Below are 12,872 nucleotides of genomic sequence, written 5' to 3'. Positions count from 1 at the left end.
TGGCCCAACGCGCTATCTGGTGCTCTTGAAAATCTGCCTGGGCAGCATGGCGTGTACGCCGACGTTACCGTCTACCAGCTGCGTGATCTCCATATCCACGGCCACGCTGGATAGCATATATGCTTCATCGCGGTTCAACTGTTTTTCTGTGACCAGATAGTCGATCATGTCGCGCAACGCATGTTCGGTGGCGGTCTTCAGGTCCGGACTAAAGCCCATGGTGATGATGTGCGTCGGCGTTTCCGCGCGTGGCCACAGCAGGTGCTTGTTCTTGTGGACGACAAGGCGGAAGCTCCCGCTCAGGTACGTCTCCAGCGCGGTGATGTCAACTTCGCCGTTGCCTTGCGCCGCATGGCCGTCGCCCACCTGGAACAAGGCGCCCTTGGCGGCGACCGGGATGTACAGCGTGGTGCCGGCCACCAGGTGTTTGTTATCCATATTGCCTGCGTGGGCAAACGGCGGCGCGCTGTCGATCTTGCCGCCAGATGGCGCCACGCCCATGCTGCCGAAGAAGGGGCGTAACGGAATCTCTATGCCCGCTGCAAAGTGGCCGATCATTTTTTGCCGGTCGAGCGGCACAATTTTGAAGCGGCTATACGGATACTCCATCGGCAGGAAGCCTTTGTTCAGCGCAAAGGCGTTGCAGGCGAAGTTGGCGTCCAGGTCCACTTTGAGGATCTGCACTTCCAGCACGTCGCCCGGTTCCGCTTCTTCGATGGCGACGGGGCCAGTGAGGATATGGCCGCCCGGGCCTTTGTCCTTGACCTGCTCGTAGATGGGCGCCGTGTAAGGTGGGATGTCTTCCGGCTTGATACCGGCCGCCATCAGGCGCTCTGGCGAGCCGCAGGTGGATAGCGCCTGCATGCGCACCGTGTCGCCGCTGTGCACTGTCAGCACCGGTTTGGACTGGCCGGAATAATAGCCCCATGCGACGGTGTCTGGCCGTGCCGGCAGGTTGTAGTCGGCCGCTGTCGCTGCGGCATGGAAGGTCAGGAGACTTAGCAGCAGGACAGGGAGGCGCATGGGATGGTCTTTCTTAGTCGGTGGTGACTTCGGCGCCGCTGAGGAAGGCGGCGATCATTGGGTTGACGACGTCGCCGTGGGTGATCGGCCCCATATGGGCGCCGCGCGTTTTCGCCGCCGTGGCATTGGGCAGCGATACGCCCAGCTGTTCCACCAGCAGACGCGTGGAAGCAGGGCTCTTCTCGCCGGCCATAACCAGTGATGGCATGGTCAACATGGACAAATCGTCCAGGCCTGCAGGTTCGCCCAGCAGGGCCTGAAAGTCCAGGCGCACCTTGGCGATCATTGCGATCATCTTGTCTTGGGCAACGGCGGGGGCCTTGTCGAACGAGCCGGCGCTGTTCCAGTAGTCGATGAAGATACGGGTGGCATCGCGGTCTTCGTCGCAGGCGCCGATGCGCGCGACCACGTTGACGATTTCCGCCTTGGCCGGATGCTGTTCAGGCAGCAGGTGGAAGGCCACCGGCTCGAACAGCGTCAGCGACAGTACGCGTTGCGGCATGCGGCGCGCCATGTGCAGTGCGCAGGCGCCGCCGAAGGAATGGCCGACCAGGTGAAACGCCTCGCCCGGCTCCAGCTCGGAGGCGATGGCGGCGCTGACCGCATCGACTTCATGCGCCAGCGTGTGGACGTAGGCTTCGCTTTCCGCCGCGCCGGAAGGGAAGGGCGATGCGCCATAGCCTTGCAAATCCACGGCGATGCAGCGGTAATCACTACCCAGTTGTGCTTTCAGCGACGACCACTGGGACTTGGAACTCATGGAACTATGCAGCAAAACGACAGCAGGTTTCATTGTCAGCTTGGTATGGAAAAAGCGAAGCGCAGATTATACCGGTTTGCGTCAGCTGCCTTGAGAAACAGGCAATCGTCCCGATGTGTGGTCTATACCACGCCGCGATGTTATTTGTACGCTTGCGTACAGCGGCAATGCGGGAGAAGAGTAAAGTAGAAGCTATGAATAATTCCAAAAAAGTCGCAGGCCTGGCGGGCATCGTCAGCGTGTTGTGGATGGGTTTGACCGCTGCTGTCGCAGCCAATCAAAAGCGTTTGCTGTTCAATCCATTGGGCAGCAGGCGGGAAGTACTCAAGCCATACAGCAGCGGACACCGCACGCGGCCTATCGTGGTGCGCTCGAAGGATGGCACACGCTTATCCGGCTGGCTCATGACGCCACCGGTGGCTGGCCCGCATCCGGGCGTGGTGTACTTTGGCGGACGCTCCGAGGAAATCTCCTGGGTCGCGCGCGACGCTGGCAAGCTATTCCCCGGCATGGCGGTGCTGGCGGTGAACTATCGCGGCTACGGCGATTCGCACGGCGACCCGGCGGAAGAACACTTTGTGGAAGATGGCCGCATGCTGTATGACTGGCTCAGCGAGCGCCATCACGTCGATCCCAAACGCATGGCAGTGGTTGGCCGCAGCCTGGGTTCCGGTGTGGCGGTACAGGTGGCGATGGAGCGCGAAGCGCATTCCATGGTGCTGATTACGCCCTACGATTCCATCCTCGCCATCGCCAAGCGCAAGTTCAAGGCGATCCCGGTGGAGTATGTGCTGCAGCATAAATTTGAATCGGTGAAGTACGCCCACCAGATCAAGGCGCCCACCTATGTGCTGCGCGCGGCGATAGACGATATCGTGCCGCACTCGCATACCGACCTGCTGGTGGAAAAACTGGGCATGCTGCATGCGGACGAAATCGTTCCCGATTCCGACCATATCAACATCCCCTATCTGGAATCGACGCAGACGCGTATCGCCAGTTTCCTGTCGGGCCGTTTCAATCAGCCCTTGAGCTGATGGTGCAGTCGGCGCAGGCCTAGCCATACGCCGGCGATCACCAGCGGCACGGCGATGCCGGTCATCAGGTCCGGATTGACCGGCAGGCTGCCTGCCTTCATGGCCTTGCCCACATAGCCCACCAGTCCCAGCGTGTAGTAGGAGATGGCCGCAACCGACAGGCCTTCTACCGCCTGCTGCAGGCGCAGTTGCTGGGCCGCGCGCGCATCCAGCGATTGCAGGATGCGGCGGTTTTGCTGTTCCTGCTCGATGCCGACGCGTGTGCGCAGCAGGTCGTTGCTGCGGGCGATGCGCTGCGCCAGCGTTTCCTGCCGCTCTGCCACGGCGCTGCAGGTGTTCATTGCGGGCGCCAGGCGGCGGCTCATGAATTCTCCCAGCGTTGGCGTGCCTTCCACGTGGACTTCGCGGAGTTCCTGGATGCGCGCCTGCACCAGGTTGAAGTAAGCCTGCGAGGCGGCGAAGCGGTAGCTGTTGTTGACCGAGATCTTCTCCAGTTGCGCGGCCAGGCCGGTAATCCGGTCCAGTAGCTCCTGGTCGCCATTGGCCTGGTTGCTGACCAGCGTCGCGGTCAGGCCGGCCAGTTCGTTCTCGATGCCGTTCAGTGCCGGTTGCGTGGCTTCTGCTTGCGGCAGGCCGAGCAAGGCCATCATGCGGTAGGTTTCAATTTCCAGCAGCCGGCCCACCAGGCGGCCGCCCTGGAACTCGCGCAGCTGCAAATCGCGCACCACAAAACGGCTGAAGCCATCGGGCTGGATCAGGAAGTCGGTCCATACCTGCGCGTTGGCGCCGGCGTGGCTGCCGACCAGTGACTTGCCCTGAAACAGATCCTGTATGCCGTCGGCGAAGGCGGCATCGTCCGCGTCCTTGCACAGCAGGACGTGGGCGGCGACGATGATTTTGCCTTCCAGCCCCGCCAGCCACTCCTGCGGCACGTGCTGCAAAGGCATGCGGTCGAACGAAGCGCGGCAATTGAGGCTGGCGTCGCCCGGTTCGACAAAGGTGTAGGTGGCGAACTCGGTATGGCATTCCCACTTGAGGCGGAAGCGGCCGAAGTCATGGAAGAAGTAGCGCGCCTGCGGATGCGGTGTGGCCACGCCGTAGTGCAGGCACAGTTGTTCCAGGATCTGGTGCTGGCTGCTACGGTGGTTCTGGCGCGAGGGCTGGTCCTGCTGCAGGTACAGCGCAAAATGGGTCAGGCTTTCCGGCGCCTGCAATTGCAGGAACGGGCGTGAATGGATTTCCGCCGACAGCGGCACCCGCATCGGGTGATTCAGCTTGGCGAAATCGGCATTGGCACGGTAGGCGAGCGACATGGGCTTCCTTCAAAGACTAGGCGCCAGGCACCCAGGCCAGCAGGTCGGTCACGCCGATATCGATGCCGGCCTGCGTCAGCAGCGTGCTGGCCTGGCCGCGATGGTGGGTCTGATGGTTGAAGAAGTGCAGCAGCACGCTGCCGAAGTGTTTGTGAAACAGGACACCCTGCGTGCTGCGGTATTCCAGCGTGCCGTCCACATGCCCGGGCTGGAGTTGCGGCGCCAGCGCGAGGATCATCGCGTCCAGCTGCTCGCGATACGGGCGCAGGGCAGCGACGCTATCGCCGAAGGTATGCCGCAGCGAGCCGGATGGCAGCGGGATATCGTGCATGGCCTGCAGTGCCGGGAAGGCGGCAGGATGCGCGGCAAAGCGTTTGAGCCAGATCGTGTCGCCCGCCAGCATGTGATTCATGGTGCCGCACAGGGAGCCAAAGAAGGCGCTACGGTCGGCAGTCAGCTCGTCCTGCGAAAGCTGGGCTGCCGCGTCGTACAGCTTCTGGTTCATGTCGGCGTTATAACGCGCCAGCAGGGCGATATGCTCAAGTATGCTCATTTGGTATCGCGTCTGGATTGGCCTTCATGAAAATCTGGTCATTGAGTCTGGACAGCATCATCGAGCGCTGGGTGTCGTTCAACTGTGGCAGGCCGTCACGCTCAGGTTCCAGCGTGGACAGCAGGTCGCGCGACATCGACTTGCCCGATGGCGTGGTGTGATCGTCTTTCAGCTTGCCCAGCGTGAACGTCAGGATACGGGTGGAGCGGCTGGCCTGCATTTCCAGCGTCGCTTTGGCCAGATTGCCTTTGTCATAGCTGATATTGGTGCTGCTGCTGGCCGAGTCGTCGACCGTCACGAACTTGTAGTTCTGCGAATTCAGGCTCAGTGTCAGCGCCAGCTTGGCATCGGCCGATACCGGGGCGTGATAGCTGGCTTTCAGGTGCGCTTGCTGCTGCTGCGAGATGCCGCGGTCCAGCTGCGAGTGGCCGGTAATGCTGGTCTTTTGCGACAGCTCATATTCGAAGGTATCCTTCTCCTGCGGCTTGCGTGGATTGGACGGCACTTCGGTCTGCGCGAACGATGCGTTGAAGTCTGCCAGGCCGGTAGTCATGGCGCGGTCCTGGTCCGTGAGCAGGATGCTGTTTGCTGGTGCTGCTGGCGGCGTGCCGTAGTCGCTGTTCATGTCCTTGAAGGCATTCTTGAACATGCTGACCATGTCGGCATTGCCTTGGCCGCGACCTGCCGCCTGGTCGACCTGCTGCAGATAGTTGTTCAGCGCCTTGGCTTGCTGCGCCTTGCTGCCCCAGCTGGCCGCCTGGCTCAGGTCCACGGCAATTTTTGCACTGCCGGCCGGGCCGTTAAAGCTGACCGTGCGCTGCGTGCTGTCGGCGTGGAATTCCAGCTGCTGCGTTTCTTTCGGATTGATCTTGACCTGGGCTTTGAGGTCGACCGACGACAGCGCGTTATGGTCGAACTGCGTCAGGCCGGACAGGTCGATGCGTGGCGGATCTTCGGTCAATGCATCGATCGATTTCTGGAAGGCTTCCGATAACTGGCCCAGGGCCTTGCGTTCCGTTTCGTCCAATTTGCCATCGCTCTTCGCTTCCACGGCGATGCTGCCGTCGCCCGCGTCCAGCTTCAGCTGCACTTTCACACCACTGCGGGTAGTGACGGTCAGCGCGATCTGGTTGTCACCCATGCCGTGCTGCGACACCTGCGACGGCGACACCAGCATGTCGTAGGTATCAGCTTGCACGCCAGTTGGCGCCTGCTGCACCGACTGCGAAAAGTCTTCGCCGTCATAGGCGATCTGCTTCAGCAGTTCGCCGCCCAGACCTTTCAAGCGGCCAGCCATGGGCTGGTTGTTGAAGTTCTGCGCCATCAGCGTGGCGGAGGTGCTGCGGGTACGGTTTTCCCATACCAGCGGCTTGACCTGCGCGTCGCTGTTGGCGGCGGCGCCCAGGGACACCACGGTGGATGAATTACCGCCGGCCGGGGTGTTGGCGGCGCCCGAGTTGGACGTGTAGGCGCCGGCAACCACTGGATTCGCGGTTACCGGGGCGGTCCGATTCAGAGAGGTGATGGTAGTCATACCTCATTATAGGCCGGTTTATCGATGAAGTCTCACCGGCGGCAGCACCTTTGCCCGCAGCCAGTCCACCAGCGTGTGGGTCACCATGCGCGCAACGCCGTGCAGCTGCAGCAGATGCTTCTGATACAGGAGCCGGTACAGCACGCGCGCCGCCGCACCGCCCACCTTGTAACGCCTGCCGGTGACAGGGCCGGTCAGGGCGCCGACCGCCGCCTGCTGGCCCAGCGAGATCAGCGAGCCGTAGTCGTGATAGCGGAACTGCGTACGGTTGCTGTCATCGCGGCGGGCCAGCAGGTCGGCCAGGAACATGGCTTGCTGGTGTGCGACCTGCGCACGTGGCGGCGCCGGACCTTTGACTGGGCAGACATAATTGGCGCAGTCGCCCAGTGCGTAGATGCGGCCATCGTTGGCGGAGCGCAGGCTGGCATCGACCATGATCTTTTTCAGATGGTTGGTGCTCAGGCCTAGTGTGGCGCACAGCTGCGGCGCTTCCACGCCTGCGGCCCACAAGGTCAGGTCGGCGCGGTGGGCGTGGCCTGCCGCATCGATCACCGCATCCTGCGTGACGCTGGCCACGCTGGTCGAGGTCAGCACATCAATGCCCAGTGAACGCAGATGGCGTGCCGCGCGTTGTGCCTGCAGCGGTTCCAGCTGCGGCAGCAGGTGCTGTCCCCGTTCGATGACGGTGATGCGGATGTCCTGCTCCGGGTCCAGCGTATGGATGCGGTAGTCGGCCAGCGCGCGGGCCGTGTTGCTCAACTCCGCCGCCAGTTCGACGCCGGTGGCGCCACCGCCGACAATCACCACGCTGACCGGCTGCCGGCTCTCGCTGGCGCGGGTGCAGGTATCGAAGAAGCGGCGGCGGAAGGACTCCGCATCGGCCACGCTGTCCAGCGTGAGCGCGTGTTCGGCGGCGCCAGGCACATCGTAGAAGTTGGTGACCGAGCCCAGTGCCAGCACCAGTTTGTCGTAAGCGATGACGCGGCAGGCGCCATCGCTGCCGTCGCGTGGCGACAGCGTGATGGTGCGGTGAGCACGGTCCATGCAGAGCATTTCACCCTGGACGAATTCAAAGTCGTGATCCAGCGCCTGTGCGCTGAACGACAGCTCGGTGACTTGCGGATCGCATTTTCCCGAAGCGACCGTGTGCAGCAGCGGCTTCCAGAAGTGGCCGGGCCAGCGGTCCACCAGAACGATGTGTGCACGCTTGCTGCTGCCAAGCGTATCCCCGAGACGGGTGGCGAGTTCGAGTCCGCCCGCACCGCCGCCTACGATGACGATGGTTTCCATATTGCGCCTCCAGACGAGTTAAAAAATCTATGCAGCTCGATGCAGCCCCGGTGAGGGGCGTTGCTGATCCGGCGTATAAGGACTGGCCTGCAAGTCGTGCAGGGCGTCGAAGGTGATGAACTGGCGCGGACGCACGACGTCCGTACCGTAAGGGGCGACGGACACGGTCCACAGGCCGGCATCAGCGGCGGCGCGCAGTGCCGGCACTGCGGTGTCGATGGCGATGGCGTCGTGCGGCGCCGCGCCCATGGCATGCAGCGCGTGGGCGTATGGTCCTGGGGCGGTTGTCGTCTCGAAGCTGATGCCGCCGGCAACAACGCTAAACAGACTATTGAGGTCGGCGCCAAAGTGGCGCTCCAGCAGCGCCGCAGTGGCCGGTGCCGGCAGGTCGGTCAGGATGCAGATTTTGCTGCCGGCGGCGCTGGCGTCTTCGATCAGCGCCAATGCGGCGGCTTGCACTTGCGGCGGACGCGCCAGCAAGGCCCGATGAAATGCGCGGTGCTTATCTTCCAGCAGTTCCGCCACGCGGCGCTTTTCGCGCGACAGCGGTGGCATGGCGACAGCGGCGCTGATGGCACGGGCATAACCATGGATGGCCGCAGCGGCGCGCAGCGCCGGCAGGGTCCAGCGGATCGACAGACCGGCGTTGGCAAACGCCGTATTGCAGGCTGCAAGGTGCAGCGCTTCGGTGTCAAACAGCACGCCGTCCAGGCCCAGGAAGATCACGTCTATGCTCATGTCATTCTCGCTCAACGATGTCAGATGATTATGAATATAGAGGTAGAATGAATAAAAGAAAAATTAAAGATTTTGAATAATCAATAAGGATCACTTATGTATCACGCCAGCTTCCGGCAGCTACAGTCCCTGGTTTTGGTGGCACGCCACGAAAGCGTCTCACGTGCGGCAGACGCCATGCATCTGACACAGCCTGCGGTGTCGCTGCAGCTTCGCACACTGGAGGAAATCGCCGGTATCGCACTCACGCGCAAAGTGGGCCGCAACATCCAGCTGACAGCGGCGGGCGAGGTGATGGCGGAATTCTCCGAACGCATACTGCGCCTGTGGGAACAGGCTTCCGATGAACTGGCGGCGCTGCAAGGCGTCACCTCCGGTACGCTGCGCATCGGCGCCGTCACCACGGCGGAGCACCTGCTGCCACCGATGCTGGTGCCGTTTACGCTGGAGCGTCCCGATGTGCGCCTCAAGCTCCAGGTGGGCAACCGCACGGAGATCATTCAGATGCTGGCGCGGCATGAGATCGAACTGGCAATCATGGGCACGCCGCCGCGGGAGCTGCGCACCAATGCGGCCAAGTTCGCGCGCCACCCGATGGCGTTTGTGGCCAGTCCATCCCATCCGCTGATGCGCAAGAAGAAAATCACGCTCAACGATGTCATGGCGGCCAACCTGCTGGTGCGCGAGCGCGGCTCCGGCACGCGCACCGCGGTGGAAAAGCTGCTGCGCGAAGAAGGGCATGCGGCGGAATTCGGTTCGGAAGTGTCGAGTAACGAGGCGATCAAGCGCATGGTGGCGGCAGGACTGGGCGTGGGCTTCTTGTCGGTACACGCGTGCGGGCTGGAATTTGAAAACGGCCTGCTGGCGATATTGCCGATGCCGCAAAACCCGGTCGAGGCGGATTGGCACATCATGCACCTTAGCGATCAGCCCATCCCCAAGGTGGCGGCCGCCTTTCAGGATTTTGTGATCGACAACGGCCAGGACCTGGTACGGCGCGAGCTGGAAGGCTTCTACAAACAGCTGGGTAAACGCCGGTCGTACCGGTGAAACTACCAGTACAGTGGTGGTGACTGTTTGCTAAAGTGTACTGGTCTGTGCCAGTACACTTGGCCATACAATGCAAGTACACCTCATCAGACGGATACTGTCATGTCACTTGAACTGATCCTGCCACTGTGCACCTTTGCCGCCGTCAGCTCCATCACGCCCGGCCCGAATAACACCATGATCCTGGCCTCGGGCCTGAACTACGGCTTTGCGCGCACGCTGCCGCATCTGTTCGGCATCTGCTGCGGGCTGGCCTTCCTGATCGTGGTGTCCGGCCTGGGATTGCAGGCGGTATTCGCGCAACTGCCGGTGCTGCAAATCGTCCTCAAGTACGCGGGCGCCTGCTACATGCTGTGGCTGGCGTGGAAGCTGGCCCACGCCAAACCGATGACGGGCGCCCAGTCCGGCCCGTCAAAACCCATGAGCTTTTTCGGCGCCGCCGCTTTCCAGTGGATCAATCCCAAGGCGTGGGTGATGGCCTTGAGCGCGCTGACCACCTATCTGCCGCCCGGTTTCAAGGCGATGGATGTGGCCACGCTGGTCGGTGTGTTTTTTGTGATCGGCATGGTCTGCGTGGGCTCGTGGGCCATGTTTGGCGTGGCCATGCGCAGCGTGCTGCAGGACGCGCGTTCGGTCCGTATTTTCAATCTGGTGATGGCGCTGTTGCTGGTCGCCAGCCTGTATCCGATGCTGGCCTGATACCATAGGGTTTTACCGGATTGGAAGGAATGCTTATGTATCGTCACATCGCGCTGCTGTTGAACACCGCGTTGCTGGCTGGCGCCGCAGGCGCCGCCACCTTGCCGACCGACCTGATGCTGCCGGAGCCGGAGCGCGCTGCGCGCGGCTATGTGGAAAGCTGGGTGTTCAGCATCGAGATCGAATCGGACAAGCTGACCGGTATGGACGCCTGCCGCAAGCTGCTGACCGAACGTGGCTTTGTGCCGACCCTGTCCAAGACCGCCAGCTCGGCGTCGCCGAGCTTGCACTTCAAGATCGCCGGCCACAAGGAGTACGCGCAGTCCAACAAGGAAGCGGACGATGTGCTGGCCGCTGTGCAGCAGGCCAAGTGCCCCGGCACGCTGAGCTGGAGTGTCACCTCCAGGCAGGCGCGCCCCTGATCAGTGCTTGATGTGCGGCAGCCGCAGCGTGTGCAGGCGGCTGCGGATGGCATCCAGATCGGCTGGTTGCGCGGTTTGCTGCGCTACCAGATAACCGCGCGCAAACTGGATCTCGCCGTCGGCTTCCGGATGGTCCTGTGCCAGTGCGCGCAGCAGCCGGTCGGCCACCGCGAGATCGTTATGCTGGCCTAATTCCTCCTGCGTGGCCGCCAGCGCTTTCAGATACGCGCGTGCGGTGCGCTTGCGGTAGAGCGTGTGGAAGAACTCCAGTGCATAGCGCGCGCGTTTGGCGGCAATGCGGGTGCGGTGGGCGCTGGACGGATCATCCTGGTCCATGCGGTTGGCGCGTTTGAGCAGAGACTTGTGCAGCTGCTGCATGATCTGGCGCGAAAACTGCACCGCCGATCCGTTCAACAGCGGCGCCACTTGCAGTATCCACGATCCCAGCGTCAGCATCAGATGCGTGTAGCGCGGCGACAGCAGGGCTTGCGCCGCCTGCCGCCGTTTGGCGTGCACCGTTTCCAGCGCCAGCGTTTGCAGCTGGCCGCCTGATGTGGCGGTCACGCGCGCGAGTGTGGAGGACAGCAGCACATCCCAGTCGCGTGCCGCGCCCAGTTCCGTACCCAGCCAGTCGATATCCTGCTGCAGCGCGGGCGGACATGGAGCGACGCTGGCGAACAGCTTCAACGCCGAACGCAGACGACGCACGCCGACGCGCATCTGATGCAGCGTTTCAGGATCGTGCCCTTCGATCACGGCGACTTCGTTGCGCTGGATATGCTCCAGGCAGTTGCCCAGCACCGCCGGCAGCGCCTCGCGCAGGCTGGCATCGGCGTCCAGCTGCAGCGCCTGCGCGTGATAGGGCGCGTGGGCCGTTTCGCGCACCAGCATGTAGCCGCGCTGCGCCTTGTTGATATTGCTGATGCGCACAGGGATATCTTCCAGCAGCTGCAAGGCAAACGCATACAGTCCTGCAGGATCGCCGTCCTTCAGTTCCAGTTCGACTTCATTGACCCGCACCTTGCGCGACTGGCGTTCGATGTGGCCCACATCCAGCGCGACTTCAATGCGGTTGCCGCCGGATTCGACATCCCAGACGTGGCGCTGCACATCCACCACGAACAGCGATTCCAGCCGATCCTTCAGATCCGGCGCGGCGAGGATCGCCAGCCAGTGCACATCATCGCCGATCAGCTTGCGCAGCTTGCCGAGGCGCGGCCATGCGCGGTCGATCACGCCTTCCCACTCATTGCGGCTATGCAGGCCGCTTTGCACGCTGCCACCGGCCTTCATGGTCTGCACCCACTCGCCATCGACCGTCCGCACACGCAGGCCGGCGCCGTGACGCAGCAGGTGCAGGTCCGGCGTATCGAAATAATGCGCGGTCAGTTGCTGCACGCGTGCGGGGGCGCCGAGCAGCGGATGCTGTAGCAGCAGCTCGTTGTCCTGCGGATCCAGCAACAGTTTGAGTTCGACTTCCATCTGATCAGTGTAGAGAAAAAGGGCGATGGGCAGCGCACGGCTTTAAGCGCCGCGCGGCAGGGTTTGCAAGAGTTGCGCCCAGGCAGGCACTGCCGCGCGCCAGAAGGCGTCGATGCTGTCCGCCTGCACTTCCAGGCCGAGGAAGCGGGCGGCAGGCTGCATGGCGTTGCGCAACAGCAGTTGCGGATCACCGCCATCGTCAAACGCCTGCGCACCGGTTTGCTTGGACAGCTTGTCGCCGATCTCGTTGACCACCACCGGCATATGCAGATAGCTCGGCTGCGGCAGGCCCAGCGCCTGTTGCAGGTACAACTGGCGTGGCGTGGAGTCCAGCAGATCGGCGCCGCGCACGATATCGGTGATGCCCTGCGCGCCATCGTCCACCACCACCGCGAGCTGATAGGCCCAGAAGCCATCCGCGCGGCGTAGCACATAGTCGCCCACCTCGGCCGTGATGTCCTGGCTGTAATGGCCGAACCAGCGGTCGTCAAACGACAGCACGCAGTGCGGCTGCTGCGGCAGTTTCAGGCGCAGCGCGCGGCCCACCTTGCCCGGCGCCAGGCCATGGCGGCAGGTGCCTGGATAGATGGCGGCAGCGATGTCCTTGCGCGAGCAGCCGCATGGGTAGATCAGCTCGCCGAGCTGGGCGACGGCCTGCTCGTACAGCGCGTAACGCTGGGTCTGCCACGTCACCTCGCCGTCCCAGTGCATGCCGCAGCGTTGCAGCGATGCCAGGATGTGCGCGTCCGCGCCGGCGACGTTGCGGCCGACGTCCACATCCTCGATACGCACCAGCCACTGGCCCTGGTGCGCCCTGGCGTCCAGGTAGCTGGCCATGGCGGCAACGAGCGAGCCGATGTGCAGGGGACCGGTGGGCGAGGGCGCAAAGCGGCCGATATAGGGAAGTCGTACAGTCATGGCCGCCATTTTAACGCGGCCGGCCCATGCTGCGCTGCGCCATGGCCAGCGGC

Annotated in this window: 13 protein-coding genes; 4 read left to right on the top strand and 9 right to left on the bottom strand. The window is 63.0% G+C overall.

The features are described 5' to 3' along the window. Positions 1-12 precede the first annotated feature (12 nt). Together BUA36_RS11780 and BUA36_RS11775 are read right to left on the bottom strand one after the other, a co-directional pair. Positions 13-1,023, bottom strand: coding sequence for an acetamidase/formamidase family protein (locus BUA36_RS11780; RefSeq protein ID WP_072784716.1), 1,011 nt, complete (start codon positions 1,021-1,023; stop codon positions 13-15). A gap of 13 nt (positions 1,024-1,036) precedes the next feature. After that, positions 1,037-1,816, bottom strand: a complete 780-nt coding sequence (locus BUA36_RS11775; RefSeq protein WP_072784715.1) for an alpha/beta fold hydrolase — start codon at positions 1,814-1,816, stop codon at positions 1,037-1,039. 161 nt (positions 1,817-1,977) lie between these two features. On the opposite strand from BUA36_RS11775, the gene BUA36_RS11770 reads away from it, so the two are divergent. Then, positions 1,978-2,820, top strand: coding sequence for an alpha/beta hydrolase (locus BUA36_RS11770; protein WP_072784714.1), 843 nt, complete (start codon positions 1,978-1,980; stop codon positions 2,818-2,820). Here BUA36_RS11770 and BUA36_RS11765 read toward each other — a convergent pair. Genes BUA36_RS11765 through BUA36_RS11745 form a run of 5 tightly spaced genes read right to left on the bottom strand, consistent with a single transcriptional unit; the run spans position 2,805 to position 8,248 of the window. After that, complete coding sequence (locus BUA36_RS11765) at positions 2,805-4,133, bottom strand: DUF3422 family protein (protein ID WP_072784713.1); 1,329 nt, start codon at positions 4,131-4,133, stop codon at positions 2,805-2,807. The genes BUA36_RS11770 and BUA36_RS11765 overlap by 16 nt on opposite strands. A 16-nt stretch (positions 4,134-4,149) precedes the next feature. After that, positions 4,150-4,686 (bottom strand): DinB family protein, encoded by a 537-nt coding sequence (locus BUA36_RS11760; protein ID WP_072784712.1) that lies wholly within the window; start codon positions 4,684-4,686, stop codon positions 4,150-4,152. Then, on the bottom strand, positions 4,673-6,220 hold the full coding sequence (locus BUA36_RS11755; RefSeq protein ID WP_229255683.1) for a hypothetical protein: 1,548 nt from the start codon (positions 6,218-6,220) through the stop codon (positions 4,673-4,675). The genes BUA36_RS11760 and BUA36_RS11755 overlap by 14 nt, the downstream gene beginning before the upstream one ends. An 18-nt stretch (positions 6,221-6,238) precedes the next feature. Further along, positions 6,239-7,510, bottom strand: coding sequence for an NAD(P)/FAD-dependent oxidoreductase (locus BUA36_RS11750; RefSeq protein ID WP_072784711.1), 1,272 nt, complete (start codon positions 7,508-7,510; stop codon positions 6,239-6,241). A 27-nt stretch (positions 7,511-7,537) separates the two neighbouring features. Continuing rightward, entirely contained in the window at positions 7,538-8,248 is a 711-nt protein-coding gene (locus tag BUA36_RS11745) for an HAD family hydrolase (protein WP_072784709.1), read from the bottom strand. Between the two features lie 96 nt (positions 8,249-8,344). Here BUA36_RS11745 and BUA36_RS11740 point away from each other — a divergent pair, with 96 nt between their 5' ends. From BUA36_RS11740 to BUA36_RS11730, 3 genes are all read left to right on the top strand, one after another. Next, entirely contained in the window at positions 8,345-9,298 is a 954-nt protein-coding gene (locus BUA36_RS11740; RefSeq protein ID WP_072784707.1) for a LysR family transcriptional regulator, read from the top strand. Positions 9,299-9,400: 102 nt separating this feature from the next. Then, the gene (locus BUA36_RS11735) at positions 9,401-9,997 is read left to right on the top strand and encodes a LysE family translocator (RefSeq protein WP_072784705.1); all 597 of its coding nucleotides are present in this window, start codon (positions 9,401-9,403) and stop codon (positions 9,995-9,997) included. Between the two features lie 35 nt (positions 9,998-10,032). Next, entirely contained in the window at positions 10,033-10,419 is a 387-nt protein-coding gene (locus BUA36_RS11730; protein WP_072784703.1) for a hypothetical protein, read from the top strand. Here the strand turns inward: BUA36_RS11730 and BUA36_RS11725 are convergent, their stop codons facing one another. Both BUA36_RS11725 and gluQRS read right to left on the bottom strand, forming a co-directional pair. After that, positions 10,420-11,901, bottom strand: coding sequence for a CYTH and CHAD domain-containing protein (locus BUA36_RS11725; protein ID WP_072784701.1), 1,482 nt, complete (start codon positions 11,899-11,901; stop codon positions 10,420-10,422). It lies immediately after the preceding gene. Positions 11,902-11,943: 42 nt separating this feature from the next. Continuing rightward, positions 11,944-12,819, bottom strand: coding sequence for a tRNA glutamyl-Q(34) synthetase GluQRS (gene gluQRS, locus BUA36_RS11720; RefSeq protein ID WP_072785435.1), 876 nt, complete (start codon positions 12,817-12,819; stop codon positions 11,944-11,946). Between the last annotated feature and the right edge of the window lie 53 nt (positions 12,820-12,872).

It is taken from the genome of Duganella sacchari, assembly GCF_900143065.1.
GTDB lineage: Bacteria > Pseudomonadota > Gammaproteobacteria > Burkholderiales > Burkholderiaceae_D > Rugamonas > Rugamonas sacchari.
Note: the sequence above shows the minus strand (reverse complement) of the source record. Positions and strands in the feature narration are given on the sequence as shown.